The organism is Azospirillum brasilense, from assembly GCF_003349955.1.
GTDB classification, from domain to species: domain Bacteria; phylum Pseudomonadota; class Alphaproteobacteria; order Azospirillales; family Azospirillaceae; genus Azospirillum; species Azospirillum brasilense_B.
Genome location: NZ_QLKQ01000077.1, coordinates 1 through 16,587 on the forward strand (window position 1 = coordinate 1; position 16,587 = coordinate 16,587).

A 16,587-nucleotide genomic window follows, 5' to 3' on the forward strand; every position below is an offset into this window, starting at 1 on the left:
GAGGGGAACAGGCCCCCTCTCCCGCGAAGCGGGGGAGGGTCGGGGTGGGGGCAACAGTTTACATCGAAGGAACCCTCCCATGACCACGCCTCCCCGCCGCTTCACGGGCGGCACGCTGGTGATCGCCAGCCACAACAAGGGCAAGGTCCGCGAGATCGCGGCGCTGCTCGGCCCCTACGCCGCCTCCTTCGTGTCCGCGGGCGAGCTTGGCCTGCCGGAGCCGGAGGAGACGGGCACCACCTTCATCGCGAACGCCGAGCTGAAGGCCCTGGCCGCCGCCAAGGCCGGCCATGTCGCGCTGGCCGACGACAGCGGGATGGTGGTGCCGGCGCTGAACGGCGACCCCGGCATCTATTCCGCGCGCTGGGCCGGTCCGGAAAAGGACTTCCAGATGGCCATGGGCAAGGTCGAGGAGGGACTCCAGGGCCAGACCGACCGCCGCGCCTGGTTCGTCTGCGCCCTGTCGCTCGCCTGGCCGGACGGCCATGTCGAGACGGTGGAGGGCCGCTGCCCCGGCACACTGGTCTGGCCGCCGCGCGGCGCGCATGGTTTCGGTTACGATCCGATGTTCATGCCGGATGGTTACGACATCACCTTCGGCGAGATGGACCCGGCCAGGAAGCATGAGATGAGCCACCGGGCCGACGCCTTCCGCCAGCTTGTGGAGCGATGCTTCAAGTGAGTCCTGACCCGGGCTTCGGGATCTACATCCACTGGCCCTTCTGCAAGGCGAAGTGCCCGTACTGCGACTTCAACAGCCACGTCCGCGACCGGGTCGAGCATGACCGCTGGCGCGCCGCGCTGGTGCGGGAGCTGGATCATTACGCGGACGCAACGACCGGCCGCCGGGTCACCTCGGTCTTCTTCGGGGGCGGCACGCCGTCGCTGATGGAGCCGGCGACGGTCGGCGCCGTGCTGGAGCGCATCGCCGCCCGCTGGACGGTGGGCGGCGATTTGGAAGTGTCGCTGGAGGCCAACCCGACCTCGGTCGAGGCCGACAAGTTCCGCGCCTTCCGCGCCGCCGGGGTCAACCGCCTGTCGATGGGCATCCAGGCGCTGGACGACACCGCGCTGAAGTTCCTCGGCCGCCAGCACAGCGCGGCGGAGGCGACCGGCGCCATCGCGCTGGCCGCCCGCACCTTCCCCCGCTTCAGCTTCGACCTGATCTACGCCCGCCCCGGCCAGTCCGTCGCGGCCTGGGAAGCGGAGCTGACCCAAGCGCTCGACTACGCGGTCGGCCACCTGTCGGTCTACCAGCTGACCATCGAGGAGGGCACGGCCTTCTTCCCCCTGCACGCGCGGGGCGATCTGGTGCTGCCCGACGAGGATCTGGCCGGGGACCTCTACGAGGCGACGCAGAGCCTGCTCGACCGCGCCGGGCTGCCCGCCTACGAGATTTCCAACCACGCCCGCCCCGGCGAGGAGAGCCGCCACAACCTGACCTACTGGCGCTACGGCGATTACGTCGGCGTCGGCCCCGGCGCCCATGGCCGGCTGACGCTGGACGGCGAGAAGTTCGCCACCCGCGCCCACCGCGCCCCGGAAATCTGGCTGGAGCGCGTCGAGCGCGACGGCCATGGCGCCACGGCCCCCGAGCCGGTCGCCCGCGAGTCGCGCGGGTCGGAGCTGCTGATGATGGGGCTGCGCCTGCGCGAGGGGGTGGCCCGCGCCCGGCTGGTCGAGGAGACCGGCCGCGACCTCGACGGGCTGGTCGATCCCGCGGCGCTGGAGCGTCTGGTGGCCGGCGGCTTCCTGGAGGTCGGCAAGGACACGTTGCGCGCGACGCACGAGGGGCGGCAACGGTTGAACGCCGTGCTGGGAGCCCTTCTCTCCTGACCGCACGAATACCCGGAAACGTGGTGTGACAAAGGCGCCCAGTGCCCGGTGCGCCCCGCATTCTTATACGTCCGTTTATAAGTTTCCTGTGACTGTCGATCCTTCTTGGAGTTCCGGCAAAGACAAGGGCAAACAACCGCCGCTTGCCGGGACGCGGGACAGGGCAGACAGTTGCAGGCAGACATCCCATGACCCTCACGAAGCTTTCCATTCGGGCCAAGCTGTGGGCGCTCGTCGTCGCGGCTTCGGTCGCATCCTTCGCCATCGCCGGTGCCGGCCTTTATCTCAATTACAGCCGAATGCACGCCGACCGGCTGGACACGCTGCACAGCATCGTGGAAACCGGGGTCACCCTGGCCACCACGCTGGAGGCGGAGGCGGCGGCCGGCAAGATCACCCGCGAGGAGGCGCAGGCGCGCTTCAAGGCCGCGGTGGCCGGCATCCGCTACGCCGGCGGCAAGGAGTATCTCTTCGCCCACACCATGGACGGCTACGGCTTCGCCCACGTCAACGCCAAGCTGATCGGCGCCGACGTCAAGCCGCTGAAGTCGGCCAACGGCGTCCACATGATCACGGAGTTCATCCGCCTGGTCCGCGCCACCGGCGACGGCCTGCTGGAATACGACTGGCCGCGCACGGTCGGCGGCAGCGATCTGGCGGTGAAGCTGGGCTATGTCCGCGGTTTCGAGCCGTGGAACATCTTCATCGGCACCGGCATCTTCATCGACGACATCCGGGCCGCCTTCCTGGACCAGCTGCGGACTCTGGCCTTCGTCATCCTGGCGCTGGCGGTGCCGGCCGTCGGCCTGATCGCCTGGGTCGGCACCGACATCAGCCGGGTGCTGCGCGGGCTGGGCGCCAAGATGCGCTCGCTGGCCGACGGTGACCTGTCCACCCGCTTTCCGGAGGCGGAGCGCGGCGACGAGATCGGCGCCATGGCCAAGGCCGTGCTGGTCTTCCAAAACAACGCCTGCGACAAGCAGCGGCTGGAGGCCGAGCAGGCCGCCTCGGCCCAGCGCGCCGGGGAGGAGAAGCGCCGCGCCATGCTGGCGCTGGCCGCCAGCTTCGAGCAGAGCATCGGCGCCGTCGTCCGCACCGTCTCCGACGCGGCGGCGACGATGGAGGAGCGGGCGGCCGAGATGAGCCGCGCCGCCGCCCAGACCGACGAGCTGGCGACCTCGGTCGCCGCGGCGACGGAGCAGACCTCCGCCAACGTGCAGACCGTGGCCGCCGCGTCGGAGGAGCTGGCCGGCTCGATCCAGGAGATCAGCCGTCAGGTCGCCGAGTCGTCGCGCATCGCCGGCGAGGCGGTGACCCTCAGCGGGCGGGCCAACGGCAAGGTCGGCGGGCTGGCCGAGGCGGTGCAGAAGATCGGCGCGGTCGTCCAGCTCATCAACGACATCGCCAGCCAGACCAACCTCCTGGCGCTCAACGCGACCATCGAGGCGGCGCGGGCGGGAGAGGCCGGCAAGGGCTTCGCCGTGGTGGCGTCGGAGGTCAAGGCGCTGGCCAACCAGACCGCCAAGGCCACCGAGGAGATCGCCGCCCAGGTCGCCAACATCCAGTCCGTGACCGGCGACGCGGTCGGCGAGATCCAGGGCGTGACCCAGGTCATCCTGCGGGTGAACGAGATCGCCACCTCCATCGCCTCCGCGGTCGAGGAGCAGGGGGCGGCGACCCGCGAGATCAGCCGCAACGTCCAGGAGGCGGCCAGCGGGACGCAGGAGGTGTCGGCCAACATCAGCGGCGTCACCGGTGCCGCGACCCGGAGCGGCGCCACCGCCCGCGACGTTCTGGAGATGTCGCGCCAGCTCGGCCACCAGCTCGACACGCTGCACCGCGAGGTCGGGGGCTTCCTCCAGCAGCTCCGCGCGGCGTAAGGTGGGGTGAACGGGACGGGAAAAGGGGTTGGGATGCGCATCAGTCTGGTGGTGGCCGCCGCGCGCAACGGCGTGATCGGCCGCGACGGCACCCTGCCCTGGTCCCTGCCCGGCGACCTGAAGCGCTTCCGGGAGCTGACCATGGGCAAGCCGGTCCTGATGGGCCGGCGCACCTGGGAGTCGCTGCCCCGCAAGCCCCTGCCCGGCCGCGACAACCTCGTGGTCAGCCGCAGCGCCCCGCCGGGCGAGCGGGACGGGGCGCGCTGGTTCGGCGGCCTCGACGCGGCGCTGGACTGGTGCCGCGGCCGCGGCGTCCCGGAGGTCGCGGTGATCGGCGGCGCCGCGCTGTTCCGCGAAACCCTGCCGCTCGCCGACATCGTCCACCTGACCCGCGTGGAGCGGGATGTGGAAGGCGACACCGTCATGCCCCCGCTGGGGCCGGAGTGGGTGGAGACGGAGCGCGGCCCGTTGTTGACCGAAAACGGGCTGGAGTACCGGTACCTGGACCTCGTGCGGCGCCCCGTCAGCGCTGGCCCGTGACGGGTCAGGCCAGCAGCGCCCGAACCCGCTCGGCGTCCTCCGGGCTCGCCGGGTTGTAGACGAGCATCGTCAGGTCCGGCCGTCCGTCCACGGCGAAGGCCGAATATTCCAGCTCCAGCGTGCCCAGTTCGGGGTGGCGCAGGCGTTTGACGCCCTCCCCGAAATGGCTCACGTCGTTCGCGGTCCACAGCGCGGCGAATTCGGGACTTTGGCGCGACAGATCCTCGACCAGCGCCCGCACCGCGTCGTCGGCACCGGCGCGCGCCGCATCGGAGCGGAAGGCGCCGACGACGAAGCGCGCCACCCCCTCCCAATCGAACTGGGCGGCCCGCACGCGTGGGTCGCAGAAGATCAGCCGCAGGATGTTGCGCTTGGCCGCCGGCAGGGCGCCGTAGTCGGTCAGCACCGCGGCGGCGGCGCGGTTCCAGGCGACGACGTCCCAGGTCGCCGTCTTTATCAGGGCCGGGCTGGGGTTCAGCGCGTCGAGCACCCGTTGCAGGCGCGGCGTCACCGCCTCACCCACCGGATGGCGCAGCGTCGGCAAACGGTTGAGGCCGAGCAGGAAGAGATGCTCGCGCTCGGCATCGGTGAGCATCAGGGCGCGGGCGATGCGCTCCAGCACGTCGGCGGACGGCGCTCCGCCGCGCCCCTGCTCCAGCCACGTGTACCAGGTGGTGCTGATGTTCGCGCGCTGCGCCACCTCCTCGCGACGCAGGCCGCGGGTGCGCCGACGCTCCGCCGAAAAGCCGAAGGCCGCGGGATCGAGCTTCGCCCTTCGGTCCTTGAGATAGGCGCCCAGCCGGCTCCCAGCGGGATGGCTTCCCCCCGATCCGTTCTCCGCCATGGCGCGCCGGCCCGTCCTGTTGGTCATTATACCCCGATAACGTCACGACTTTACCAGGATAAGCCCCGCACCGACAGTGGCCTCGCGACCCTGATTGGAAGAGGTTTCCCATGCGTGTCTTCGTCACCGGCGCCACCGGCTTCGTCGGTTCGGCCATCGTCCAGGAGCTGCTCGCCAACGGGCACCGGGTTCTCGGCCTCGCCCGCTCCGACACGGCGGCGGCGTCCCTCGCCGCGGCCGGGGCGGAGGTCCAGCGCGGCTCCCTCGACGACCTGGAGAGCCTGCGCGCCGGGGTGTCCGCGGCCGACGGCGTGATCCACACCGCCTTCAATCATGACTTTTCGCGCTTCGCCGACAACTGCCGGGAGGACCATCGGGCGATCCTCGCCATGGGCGACGCGCTGGAGGGCAGCGACCGCCCCCTGCTGGTGACGGCCGGCGCGGTCGTGGACGCGCGCGGACCGGTGGCGGTGGAGAGCGATCCGCACCAGCCGCCGTCCGACGCCCTGCCCCGCCGCACCGAACTCGCCGCCGCGGAGCTGGCCGGTCGCGGCGTCCGGGTCGGCGTCGTGCGCCTGCCGCCCTCGACCCACGGCGTGGGCGACCACGGCTTCGCGCGCATCCTGCACGACATCGCCCGCCGGACCGGAGTTTCGGCCTATGTCGGCGATGGTGGGAACCGCTGGGCGGCGGTGCACCGCCAGGACGCGGCGCGGCTGTACCGGCTGGCCCTGGAGGCCGGCGCCCGGGGCGGCCCGTTCCACGCCATCGCCGAGGAGGGCGTGCCGCTGCGCCGCGTCGCCGAGACCATCGGCGCGCGGCTGGGCCTGCCGGTGGTGTCGAAGGCGCCGGAGGAGGCGGCCGCCCATTTCGGGTGGTTCGCCTTCTTCGCCGGCATCGATTGCCCGACCTCCAGCGCCCACACCCGCGCCCTGCTGGGGTGGGAGCCGCGCGAGACCGGCCTCGTCGCCGACCTCGGCCAGCCCGGCTATTTCACCGAGTGACCGGCCGGCGGGGGGCGGGGGCTTCGGCCCTCAGGCCCCCTTGTTCCCGCCCTTGTTCTCGCGGTGGCGGCGCTCGATGGCGTCCCACAGGGTGACCTCCAGCGCCGACCCGTCGAGGCGGTTGATCTCCTGGATGCCGGTGGGCGAGGTCACGTTGATCTCGGTCATGTAGTCGCCGATCACGTCGATCCCGACGAAGACCAGACCCTTCGCGCGCAGCACCGGGCCGATGGCCTTGCAGATCTCCTGCTCGCGCGGGGTCAGCTCGGTCTTCTTGGCGCTGCCGCCGGCGTGGAAGTTGGCGCGGGCCTCGCCCTCCTGGGGCATGCGGCTGACGGCGCCGGCGGGCTCGCCGTCGATCAGGATGATGCGCTTGTCGCCCTGGCGGATCTCCGGCAGATACTTCTGCACGATCACCGGCTCGCGGTAGAGCTGGGTGAACAGCTCCAGCAGCGAGCCCAGGTTTTCGTCGTCCGGCTTCAGGTGGAAGACGCCGGCCCCGCCGTTGCCGAACAGCGGCTTGACGATGATGTCCTTGTGCTGCGCCCGGAAGTCCAGGACCGCCTGCTTGTCGCTGGTGATCAGCGTCGGCGGCATCAGGTCGGGGAAATGGGTGACGAACAGCTTCTCCGGCGCGTTGCGCACCTCCGCCGGGTCGTTCAGCACCAGCACCTTGGGCTGGATGTGCTCCAGCATGTGGGTGGCGGTGATATAGGCCATGTCAAAGGGCGGGTCCTGGCGCATCAGCACCACGTCCATGGTCGACAGGTCGACGATCCGCGGCTCGCCCAGCGTGTAGTGGGCGCCCTTCTTGCGGACCACGGTCATTTCGCGAACGCGGGCGGTCAGGACGTTGCCGGTCAGGCTGAGGTCGCGCGGGTGGTAGTGGTAGAGCGTGTGCCCGCGCTTCTGCGCCTCAAGCGCCATCATGAAGCTCGAGTCGGTGTCGATGTTGATGGACTCGATGGGGTCCATCTGGAAGGCGACGGCGAGGCTCATCCTGCGGGTCTCCGAAACGGGCTTTTGAAATTGGGTCAGTTCAGTTGGTTCTTGAGCTGCTGGATCAGTGCTGCGACCTGATGGCGGTGCCGTTCGCTGGCGGTCAGCTCCAGGAAGCTCTCCAGCGCGGCGATGGCGGCGGCGAGGTTGCCGTTGTGGGCCTCCAGAAGGCCGGTCTCCCGCCACAGCGACGCCTCGGCCGGGGCGAACAGCCGCATCGCCTCCAGCACCTCCAGCGCGCGCGGCACGTCGCGGGCGGAGAGGTGGCGCAGCTTGATGTTGTTCTGGAGCCGCAGCAGGATCTCGCGGTTGGTCACCGTCTGGTAATGGCCGGGCTCCAGCTCCGCCGCGCTGCCGGCGGTGGCCTTCAGCAGGTCGCGCAGGTCCACGGCGGTGCGCACCTGCCCCTCGTTGAAGGGGTCGAGGATGGCGCGGGCGCCGTCGGCCTCCAGCCGCACCAGGAAATGGCCGGGGAAGTTCAGCCCCAGCATCGTCCAGCCCTGCGAGCGGGCGGCGTGCAGGTACAGGATGCCCAGCGCCACCGGCAGGCCGCGGCGGCGGTCGATGACGCGCAACAGGTTGGCGTTCTGCAAATCGTCGTAGGTGTCGTGGTCGCCGGCGTAGCCGTGGCGCTCCACGATGACCTCGTGCAGCCAGGAGACGCGGGCCTCCAGCCCGTCGAGGGTGGGCGAGACGCGCTCCGCCAGATCGTGGGCGATGTCGGCGAGGTGGCGGCGGTAGTCGGCCAGCGCGGCGCCCGGCACCTCCAGCGCGCCCAGCGCCAGGGCGGCTTCGGCCAGATCGATCTGCTCGTCCGGCTGCCGCCCCACGCGGCGCAGGATGTCACGGGCCTCGGCGCGGCTGGTCACGGGCGGCGTCCTTCCTCTTCTTCAGCCTTCGCGTCAGGCCCGCCACGCGTCCGGGACGTGGCGCGGCCACGACCAAGGGGTAACGAGCATGACGTCGAAGCGCAAGACATAGCCGGCATACTGCGGGTTGGCCCCCAGATAGGCGTGGGCGGCGCGGGCGAGGCGGCCGCGCTGGCGGGCGTTGACCGCCTCGTTCGCGGTGTCCCAGTCGCCGCGGGCCTTGACCTCGACGATCGCCAGAGTGTCGCCCCGCCGGGCCACGATGTCGATCTCTCCCATGGGTGTGCGCAGGCGGCTTTCCAGGATGCGGTAACCCTTCAGCCGCAGCGCCAGCCGGCAGAGCTGCTCGGCGTAGCGGCCGTAATTCTCCGCCCGGCGGCGCAGCGCGCCCGGCGCGCTCATGGCTTCCCCTCCCGCGCCAGCTCCAGCGCGCGGGCGTAGACGGTCCGCTTGTTCTGGCCGGTGCGGGCGGCCACGTCGGCGGCGGCGTCGCGGACCGACAGGCGGACCAGCGCCTCGCGCAGCAGGGCGTCGACATCGGCCTCGGTCGGGGTGTCCTCCGCGCCGGGCGGGCCGATGACCAGCACGACCTCGCCCTTCGGCGGTCCGGCCTCGGCGTAATGGGCGGCCAGCTCCGGCAGGGTGCCGCGCCGCACCTCCTCGTAGAGCTTGGTCAGCTCCCGCGCCACCGCGGCCTCCCGCGCGCCCAGGATGTCGGCAAGGTCGGCCAGCGACTCGGGCAGGCGCTGCGGCGACTCGAAGAAGACCAGCGTGGCCGGAACGTTTTTCAGCTCCCCGGCGGTGGCGCGCCGCGCGCTGCTCTTGTTGGGCAGGAAGCCGGCGAACAGGAAGCGGTCGGTCGGCAGGCCGGACAGCACCAGCGCCACCAGCGGGGCGGAGGCGCCGGGCAGCGTGGTGACCGCCACCCCCTCCGCCACGCATTCCCGCACCAGCTTGTAGCCGGGGTCGGAGACCAGCGGCGTGCCGGCGTCGGTGACCAGCGCGATGGATTCGCCCGCTTTCATGCGGCCGATGAGGACCGGACGCATCTTTGCCGCGTTGTGTTCATGATAGGAGACGAAGGGCGTGTGGATGCCATGGATGCCCATCAGCTTCGCCGTCACCCGCGTGTCCTCGCAGGCGATGGCATCGGCGCGGCGCAGCGTGTCGAGCGCGCGCAGCGTGATGTCGGCGGCGTTGCCGATGGGGGTGGCGACCACATAAAGGCCGGCGCCGAGTTTACTTGCGGCCCTCGGCTCGCTACCTTCAGCGTCACCAGAGACGCCGGGCCCGGAAACGGGTTCGGGCGCCGGACCGGATGTGGAGATCGTTGGTGGCACGCTTGACGACACCTTTCTCGCGCGCTTGGGGGCAGCGGGCTGCCGCCGCCCTGTTGGTTGTCGGCACGCTTTCGGCCTGCTCGACTGTAAAGGCCCCGGCGCCGCCGACTCAAGCGCCGCAAGCGCCCGTTGCCGCCGTTCCGGCCGCCCCGCAGACCTTGAAGGTGGCGATCCTGCTGCCGCTGTCCGGGTCCAGCGCCGCCATCGGGCAGGCCATGCTGGAGTCGGCGCAGATGGCGCTGTTCGATCTGGCCGGCGACCGCTTCGAGCTGCTGCCCCGCGACACCAAAGGCACGCCCACCGGCGCCGCCGACGCGGCGCGGCAGGCCATCGCCGAGGGCGCGAGCCTGATCCTCGGCCCGCTGTTCGCCGCCGACGTGGCGGCGGTGAAGCCGGTCGCCCAGTCCGCGGGCGTGGACGTGCTGGCCTTCACCAACGACTGGACCCAGGCCGGCAACGGCACCTATGTGCTGGGCTTCGTGCCCGCCGATCAGGTCACCCGCGTGGTCGGCTTCGCCCGCTCGCGCGGCGCCACCCGCTACGTCGCCCTGGCCCCGCGCACCGCCTATGGCGACGCCGTGGTCAACGCCGTGCAGGCGGCCTCGCGCCAGTTCGGCGGGCAGGTGGCCCAGGTCGAGCGCTACGACCCGGCGGTGACCGACCTCGCCCAGCCGGCGCGGCAGGTGACCGAGGCCGGCGTTCAGCCGCAGGCCGTCATGCTGGCCGAAGGCGGACCACGCGCCCAGGGATTAGCGTCGGCGCTGGCCGCCAACGGGCTGAACACCCAGCAGGTGAAGCTGCTCGGCACCGGCCTGTGGGACGAGCCCGGCCTGGGCCAGGAGCCCGCCTTGGCCGGCGCCTGGTTCGCCGCCCCGGCCCCGCAGAGCCGCGCCGACTTCGAAGCGCGCTTCGAGCGGACCTATGGGCGCAAGCCGCCGCGCATCGCCACCCTGGCCTACGACGCCACGGCCATCGCCGCCGTGCTGGCCAAGATGCCCAACGCGGCGGGCCGCTTCGACCGCGCGGCTCTGAACAACCCCAACGGCTTCGAAGGCATGGACGGCGTCTTCCGCCTGCGCGCGGACGGCGTCGTGGAACGCGGTCTGGCCGTTCTGGAGGTCACCCCCGGCGGTCCCCGCGTGATCGACCCCGCCCCGTCCAGCTTCGAGGTGCTGGGGCAGTGACCGCAAGGCGCTGAAAAGAGCCTTCGACCGCGGCGGCGCGAAGCACGAAGGAGATCGTGCCTTGTGCCGTCGCGGTGAACCGCGGGTTTAACCGTGCTGCTTCGCCAGACGGCGGGCGTTGGCGCGGACGGTGCGGTAGGCGGGGGTCATGCCGGCCTGGGTCAGGGCCGTGGCCGACTCGACCATGTAGAGCGCGGCGTGAATGCCGGCCTCGACCGTCTCGGTGACGGTGCGGCGTTGCAGTTCCATCAGGTCGGCGGGGTTGCGGCACTGGCCGAGGCCGGTCACCATCACCATGGCGGCCTGGAGCTGGCCCTGCATCAGGGTCATCCAGGCCTGCTGCATCTCCCCGATGCCCTTGGCGACGGCGTGGGTGGCTTCCACCATCGCCTCCACCTTCTCGGAGCCCATGCGGACGAACTCCGGGTTGGCGAGGTCGATGGGGTTGTTCATCGCCGCCGCCATCATCGCGGTTCGGTAGCCGATCGTCTGGGCCGCCGCCACCCCCATCTCGCCCGTCTTGACGCCGGTCCGGGTCAGATCGCCCGCCACCGTCAGAAAGCGCTGCGTCGGTTCGCCGTTGCCGGCCTTGCGTCTCGCCATTCGCTCCACCTCACCAAAGGACCCGACCGGAGCAAAGGCCCCGGCCGGGCCGAAAAAACCGTGACCCGGACGCCAACGCTGCACTGCAGCATTTGGTTCCGGGTCCAGTCTTTACAGGGAAGCGAGCGCGCGGTCGAGGTCTTCGACGATGTCCTGGGCGTCCTCCAGCCCGACGGACAGGCGGAGCAGGTTCGGCCGGATGTTCGCCGCCGCCTTCTCCTCGACCGTCAGCTTGGAGTGGGTGGTGGTGTCGGGGTGGGTGATCAGGCTCTTGGAGTCGCCCAGGTTGTTGGAGATCATCACCATCCGCAGGTCGTTCAGGGCGCGGAAGGCCTCCTCCTTGCCGCCCTTCAGGAAGATCGACAGCATGGTGCCGCCGCCGGTCATCTGGCTGCGGACGAGATCGTGCTGCGGGTGGCTGGGCAGGCCCGGATAGAGCACGCGTTCCACCTTCGCGTGGCCTTCCAGGAACTCCGCCACCGTCAGGGCCGCCGCGCTCTGCGCCGACACGCGCAGCTCCAGCGTCTCCAGACCCTTCAGCAGCAGCCAGGCGTTGAAGGGCGAAATGGTCGGGCCGGTGTGGCGCAGGTAGGGGTGGATCACCTCCGACCCGTACTGCTTGTCGCTGGTCAGGATGATGCCGCCCAGACAGCGGCCCTGGCCGTCGATGTGCTTGGTCGCCGAATAGATGACGACGTCGGCGCCCATCTCGAACGGGCGCTGCAGCACCGGCGTGGCGAAGGCGTTGTCGACCACCACCTTGGCCCCGGCCTTGTGGGCCAACGCGCTGACCGCGCGCAGGTCGACGACCTCCAGCCCTGGGTTGCTGGGCGTCTCCAGGAAGACGACCTTGGTCGGCTTGGCCAGCGCCTCTTCCCACTGCGACAGGTCGGTGCCGTCGACGAAGACCGCCTCGACCCCGAAGCGGGCCGACAGCTCCTTGATCACCCAATAGCAGGAGATGAACAGCGAGCGCGGCGCCACGATGCGGTCGCCGGTGCGCAGGTTCGACCACAGGGCGCCGTGCACCGCGGCCATGCCGCTGGTCGTGGCGTAGGCCCAGGCCGCCCCCTCATACTCGCACAGCCGGTCCTCGAACATCGCCGTGGTCGGGTTGCGGAAGCGCGAATAGACGTGGCGGGAGCCGTCGTTGACGAAGGCGCTCTCCGCCTCCTCCGCCGAGCCGTAGACGAAGCCGGAGGTCTGGTAGAGCGCCTCGCAGGTCTCGTCGAAGGACGAGCGGCGGACGCCGCCATGGACCAGACGGGAGCGCGGGCGAAGCCCCGCGACGTTCGGATTGCGATGATCGGTGCGCGCCATGGCCGCTGTGTCTCCTCTGTCCGCCGGCGGGGCAGACCGGCACAACAAAAAACGCCCCGACCGATCGGGTCGAGGCGCGGACGCGGCTCGGACCTTTTTAGCGGGTTGTTTTACGTGGCCCGCAAGCCGGTCGACCAAATCACCACGTGTCCTCGCTTGTAGGACCGCCGCGGCGCGCCGTCAAGGGACAAGGAGGCCGTGACAAAAAGAGGGCGCCCTGCGTCAACGTCGCGCAGGGTCCGACGCCGCCACCCGCTTGCCCGGCGAAGGCCCGGACCGGATCATGGCCGCCGGACGTCGGGGAGGGGTGCGGAGCGTGCAGTATCGCAAGGAGCAGGAGCGGCATTTCACCCGCCTGGTGCTCACCGGGCGCTTCACCAGCCGGGACGCCGCCGCGGTGCGGCAGGCCATCGCCGACGTGAAGGACGGGGCCGAGCGCCGCCACCTCCTCGACCTGACCGGGCTGGAGTTCATCGACAGCACGGGCATCGGCCTGCTGCTGGTGATGAACGGGGAGGCCCTGTCGGCTGGCAAGACGCTGTCCCTGCTCTGCGCCTCCGGTCCGGTGCGCAAGGTGGTGGAGCTGACCCGCATCGCCATGATCATCCCGGTGCACGAGACGGTCGCCGACTACCTCGCCGCCAGCGTGCCCGAGGCGCTGCTGGCCGCCACCCATCCCTGCGCGCCGGGCGAGGACCCCATGGCCGTCGCCGCCCGCGCGCTGCACGCCAAGCCGCTCCTGCCGCCCGCGAGCGCCCCGCCGGACGATGCCAACGGGGACGGCCCTTCCGGATAGGCCGCTCGCAGCGCGGGCGCGGGCTTCCCATCTGTAGCGTTCGACAGATCCCGTTCCGCGTTGGGGGAGGCACCGAATGGTTCATCTGCACAAGTCGCTGGAATCCGAAGCGTCCAAGGCCGCCGAACGGGAGGGCCGCTCGCTCGACCAGTTCGTCAACGAGGCGGTGGAGGAGAAGCTGCGCCACGCGCAACGTTCCGCCGCCCAACGTCACGTCACCCCCATCCGCGACCGCGGCGCCCCGATGGACGAGGACGCCGTGGAACGGGCGTAGCGCCCATGGGATGGGATTGCAGCGGCTGTGGTTCAGCGCTATATTTCCCGTGCCAGTGGTCAATAGACGACACCTCCGGTACCGCGCGCTCGGAAAGGCCAATGGCCGGAACGGCGTGCACACGAAAAGAGGGGCGGCGTTGCAGCGCCGCCCCTCCGTCGTCTGGGTTACAGCACGGCGACGAGCAGCGCGAGGATCGCGACGACCGTCTGAATGACCGTGCAGATCATAGCCCTCTCCCCTCCGGGGAGAGGGTGGCCCGAAGGGCCGGTGAGGGGGTTGTGCATGGCGGATAGGTTCGGCAGAAGCACAACCCCCTCACCCTAACCCTCTCCCCGGAGGGGAGAGGGGATCTCAAATCCATCGTCGCTTCGCAAATATTCCCGCTTAAGGGAGCAACCCCCTCAGGCGGTACAACTCGTCGAGCGCCTGACGCGGCGTCAGGCTGTCCGGGTCGATGGACTTCAGCGCCTCCTCCACCCGCGACGGCTCCGGCGGGGCGGCGGGGGAGGCCGCCGGGGCCGGCGGCGGGCGCTTCAGGGCGGCGCTGAACAGCGGCAGATCCTCGGCCAGACGGTGGATGGCGGCGTTCTGATCGCCCGATTCCAGGATGGTCAGCACCTCCTCGGCGCGCCCCACCACGGCGCCGGGCAGGCCGGCCAGCTTCGCCACATGGATGCCGTAGCTGCGGTCCGCCGCCCCCGCCGTCACCTCGTGCAGGAACACCACGTCGCCTTGCCATTCCTTGATGCGCATGGTGTGGCAGGACAGGCCCGGCAGCTTGCCGGCCAGCATGGTCAGCTCGTGGTAGTGGGTGGCGAACAGCGCGCGGCAGCGGTTGACGTCGTGCAGATGCTCCACGCAGGCCCAGGCGATCGACAGGCCGTCGAAGGTCGCCGTGCCGCGCCCGATCTCGTCCAGGATGACCAGCGCGCGGTCGCCGGACTGGTTCAGGATGGCCGCCGTCTCCACCATCTCCACCATGAAGGTCGAGCGGCCGCGCGCCAGATCGTCGGCCGCACCGACGCGGCTGTAGAGCCGGTCCACCACCCCGATGTGCGCGCTCTCCGCCGGCACGAAGCCGCCCATCTGGGCCAGCACGGCGATCAGCGCGTTCTGGCGCAGGAAGGTCGATTTACCGGCCATGTTCGGGCCGGTCAGCAGCCACAGCCGGTTGTCCGGGGCGAGGTCGCAGTCGTTGGCGACGAAGGGTCCGGCGTTGCCGGCGTCCAGCACCGCCTCCACCACCGGGTGCCGCCCGCCCTTGATCGAGAAGGCGAGGCTGCCGTCCACCACCGGCCGGCGGTAGCGCCGCTCCGCTGCCAGCTCGGCCAGCGAGGCGGCGACGTCGAGCGCGGCCAGCGCGTGGGCCGCCTGGGCGATGGCCTCGGCGCGGCTGGTCACCTCCTCCACGAGGTCGTTGAACAGCTCCAGCTCCACGGCCAGGGCCTTGTCGGCGGCCTCGGAGATGCGGCGCTCCAGGTCCGACAGCTCCACCGTTCCGAAGCGCACGGCGTTCGCCATGGTCTGGCGGTGCATGAAGACCTCGCGCCCCTTCTCGGACATCAGCTTGTCCGCGTGGGTCGCCGTCACCTCGATGTGATAGCCCAGCACGTTGTTGTGCTTGATCTTCAGCGCCGGCACCCCGGCGATGCCAGCGTACTTGACCTGAAGCCCGGCGATCAGCCGCCGGCTCTCGTCGCGCAGGGTCACCAGCTCGTCGAGCGCGTAGGAATAGTCGCGCGCGATGAAGCCGCCGTCGCGGGCGAGCAGCGGCAGCTCCGGCGCCAGCGCCTGGGTCAACTGATTGACCAGCTCGCTGTGCTCGCCCAGCCCCTTGGCCACGGCGCCCAGCCCGTCGGGCAGCGGGCCGCCAGGATGGCCGTTCAGCAGCAGGCGGATGGCCGAGGCCTGGGCCAGACCGTCGCGCACCGCGGCGAGGTCGCGCGGGCCGCCACGCCCCAGCGTCAGGCGGGACAGCGCGCGCTCCAGGTCCGGGCAGCGGCGCAGCGCCTCGCGCAGGTCGCCGCGCAGCCGCTCCTCGTTCAGAGCGAACTCGACCATGTCCAGCCGCTTGGCGATGGCCGCGGGGTTGGTCAGCGGCGCCGAGAGCTGGGCGGCGAGCAGACGCGCCCCCGCCCCGGTCACCGTGCGGTCGATGGTGGCGAGCAGGCTGCCGCGCCGGTCGCCGGTCAGGGTGCGGGTCAGCTCCAGGTTGCGGCGGGTCGCCGCGTCGATCTCCATGACCGCGCCGGGGCCGAGCCGGCGCGGCGGCGACAGGCGCGGCACGCGGCCCTTCTGCGTCAGCTCCACATAGGCGACCAGGGCGCCGGCCGCCGCCACCTCGGCGCGCGAGAACGGACCATAGGCGTCCAGCGTGCCGACGCCGTAGAGGGTGAGCAGCCGCTGCCGCCCGTTCTCGCTGTCGAAGCGCGGGGTCGGCTGCACGGTCAGGCGGGACTTCCACTCGCCCCAAAGCTCGTAGAGGTCGGGGCTCTGGCACAGCTTCTCGGAGACCAGCACCTCCTGCGGGTCGAGGCGGCCGAGCGCGGCGCCGAGGCCGGCGCGCTCCACCGGCTGCACGACCAGCTCGCCGGTGGACAGCTCCAGCCAGGCCAGCCCGAGGCCGCCGGCCGCTTCCGCCACCGCGGCCAGCCAGTTGGAGGCGCGGGAGTCGAGCAGGCTGTCCTCGGTCAGCGTGCCGGGGGTGACGATGCGGATGACGCCGCGCTTCACCACCGACTTGGAACCGCGCTTCTTGGCCTCCGCCGGGTCCTCCATCTGCTCGCAGATGGCGACGCGGAAGCCCTGGCGGATCAGGCGCTGCAGGTAGGATTCATGGCTGTGGACCGGGACGCCGCACATCGGGATGTCCTCGCCCAGATGCTGGCCGCGCTTGGTCAGCGCGATGTCCAGCGTCCGGGCGGCGTTCACCGCGTCCTCGAAGAACATCTCGTAGAAATCGCCCATCCGGTAGAACAGCAGACAGTCGGGATGGGCCTGCTTGATCTCCAGATACTGCGCCATCATCGGGGTGGCGTCGGGGGGAATGGTGATGGGCGGAATGGCGGCGGGCGCGTCGGACACGGGTCTTCAAC

General features: G+C 71.0%; 16 protein-coding genes and 1 riboswitch. Of the genes, 8 read left to right on the plus strand and 8 right to left on the minus strand.

What is annotated here, in order from left to right; translation table 11 throughout:
• Positions 1–79: 79 nt before the first annotated feature.
• The 4 genes from rdgB (at position 80) to DXK32_RS25940 (ending at position 4,256) form a co-directional block, all read left to right on the plus strand.
• Positions 80–682 carry an RdgB/HAM1 family non-canonical purine NTP pyrophosphatase gene (gene rdgB / locus DXK32_RS25925; protein WP_114861143.1) on the plus strand — a complete coding sequence of 201 codons (603 nt, stop codon included), beginning with the start codon at positions 80–82 and terminating at the stop codon, positions 680–682.
• Positions 670–1,836, plus strand: a complete 1,167-nt coding sequence (hemW, locus tag DXK32_RS25930) for a radical SAM family heme chaperone HemW (RefSeq protein ID WP_114861144.1) — start codon at positions 670–672, stop codon at positions 1,834–1,836. The genes rdgB and hemW overlap by 13 nt, the downstream gene beginning before the upstream one ends.
• A gap of 188 nt (positions 1,837–2,024) precedes the next feature.
• The gene (locus tag DXK32_RS25935; RefSeq protein ID WP_114861145.1) at positions 2,025–3,716 is read left to right on the plus strand and encodes a methyl-accepting chemotaxis protein; all 1,692 of its coding nucleotides are present in this window, start codon (positions 2,025–2,027) and stop codon (positions 3,714–3,716) included.
• A gap of 33 nt (positions 3,717–3,749) precedes the next feature.
• Entirely contained in the window at positions 3,750–4,256 is a 507-nt protein-coding gene (locus DXK32_RS25940; protein WP_114861146.1) for a dihydrofolate reductase, read from the plus strand.
• Between the two features lie 4 nt (positions 4,257–4,260).
• On the opposite strand, the gene DXK32_RS25945 is transcribed toward DXK32_RS25940, so the two are convergent.
• Positions 4,261–5,127 carry a helix-turn-helix transcriptional regulator gene (locus tag DXK32_RS25945; protein WP_432612365.1) on the minus strand — a complete coding sequence of 289 codons (867 nt, stop codon included), beginning with the start codon at positions 5,125–5,127 and terminating at the stop codon, positions 4,261–4,263.
• An 83-nt stretch (positions 5,128–5,210) separates the two neighbouring features.
• On the opposite strand from DXK32_RS25945, the gene DXK32_RS25950 reads away from it, so the two are divergent.
• Positions 5,211–6,104 (plus strand): SDR family oxidoreductase, encoded by an 894-nt coding sequence (locus DXK32_RS25950; RefSeq protein WP_114861148.1) that lies wholly within the window; start codon positions 5,211–5,213, stop codon positions 6,102–6,104.
• A 30-nt stretch (positions 6,105–6,134) separates the two neighbouring features.
• On the opposite strand, the gene gshB is transcribed toward DXK32_RS25950, so the two are convergent.
• Genes gshB through rsmI form a run of 4 tightly spaced genes read right to left on the minus strand, consistent with a single transcriptional unit; the run spans position 6,135 to position 9,312 of the window.
• Positions 6,135–7,103, minus strand: a complete 969-nt coding sequence (gene gshB, locus DXK32_RS25955) for a glutathione synthase (RefSeq protein WP_114861149.1) — start codon at positions 7,101–7,103, stop codon at positions 6,135–6,137.
• 35 nt (positions 7,104–7,138) lie between these two features.
• Positions 7,139–7,972, minus strand: a complete 834-nt coding sequence (locus DXK32_RS25960; protein ID WP_114861150.1) for a SirB1 family protein — start codon at positions 7,970–7,972, stop codon at positions 7,139–7,141.
• 33 nt (positions 7,973–8,005) lie between these two features.
• A complete protein-coding gene (locus tag DXK32_RS25965) occupies positions 8,006–8,374 on the minus strand; it encodes a YraN family protein (RefSeq protein ID WP_114861151.1) in 369 nt (122 codons plus the stop codon).
• A complete protein-coding gene (gene rsmI / locus DXK32_RS25970; protein ID WP_432612366.1) occupies positions 8,371–9,312 on the minus strand; it encodes a 16S rRNA (cytidine(1402)-2'-O)-methyltransferase in 942 nt (313 codons plus the stop codon). The genes DXK32_RS25965 and rsmI overlap by 4 nt, the downstream gene beginning before the upstream one ends.
• Positions 9,313–9,476: 164 nt before the next feature.
• On the opposite strand from rsmI, the gene DXK32_RS25975 reads away from it, so the two are divergent.
• On the plus strand, positions 9,477–10,496 hold the full coding sequence (locus DXK32_RS25975) for a penicillin-binding protein activator (RefSeq protein ID WP_247877350.1): 1,020 nt from the start codon (positions 9,477–9,479) through the stop codon (positions 10,494–10,496).
• Positions 10,497–10,583: 87 nt separating this feature from the next.
• Here the strand turns inward: DXK32_RS25975 and DXK32_RS25980 are convergent, their stop codons facing one another.
• Both DXK32_RS25980 and metZ read right to left on the minus strand, forming a co-directional pair.
• A complete protein-coding gene (locus DXK32_RS25980) occupies positions 10,584–11,099 on the minus strand; it encodes a phasin family protein (RefSeq protein WP_035670582.1) in 516 nt (171 codons plus the stop codon).
• A 111-nt stretch (positions 11,100–11,210) separates the two neighbouring features.
• Complete coding sequence (gene metZ / locus DXK32_RS25985; RefSeq protein WP_114861153.1) at positions 11,211–12,419, minus strand: O-succinylhomoserine sulfhydrylase; 1,209 nt, start codon at positions 12,417–12,419, stop codon at positions 11,211–11,213.
• A 76-nt stretch (positions 12,420–12,495) separates the two neighbouring features.
• Positions 12,496–12,575, minus strand: a riboswitch (SAM riboswitch).
• Positions 12,576–12,702: 127 nt separating this feature from the next.
• On the opposite strand from metZ, the gene DXK32_RS25990 reads away from it, so the two are divergent.
• Positions 12,703–13,215, plus strand: coding sequence for an STAS domain-containing protein (locus tag DXK32_RS25990; protein ID WP_114861154.1), 513 nt, complete (start codon positions 12,703–12,705; stop codon positions 13,213–13,215).
• Between the two features lie 76 nt (positions 13,216–13,291).
• On the plus strand, positions 13,292–13,489 hold the full coding sequence (locus DXK32_RS25995) for a hypothetical protein (protein WP_114861155.1): 198 nt from the start codon (positions 13,292–13,294) through the stop codon (positions 13,487–13,489).
• 387 nt (positions 13,490–13,876) lie between these two features.
• On the opposite strand, the gene mutS is transcribed toward DXK32_RS25995, so the two are convergent.
• Complete coding sequence (mutS, locus tag DXK32_RS26005; protein ID WP_114861167.1) at positions 13,877–16,519, minus strand: DNA mismatch repair protein MutS; 2,643 nt, start codon at positions 16,517–16,519, stop codon at positions 13,877–13,879.
• Between the last annotated feature and the right edge of the window lie 68 nt (positions 16,520–16,587).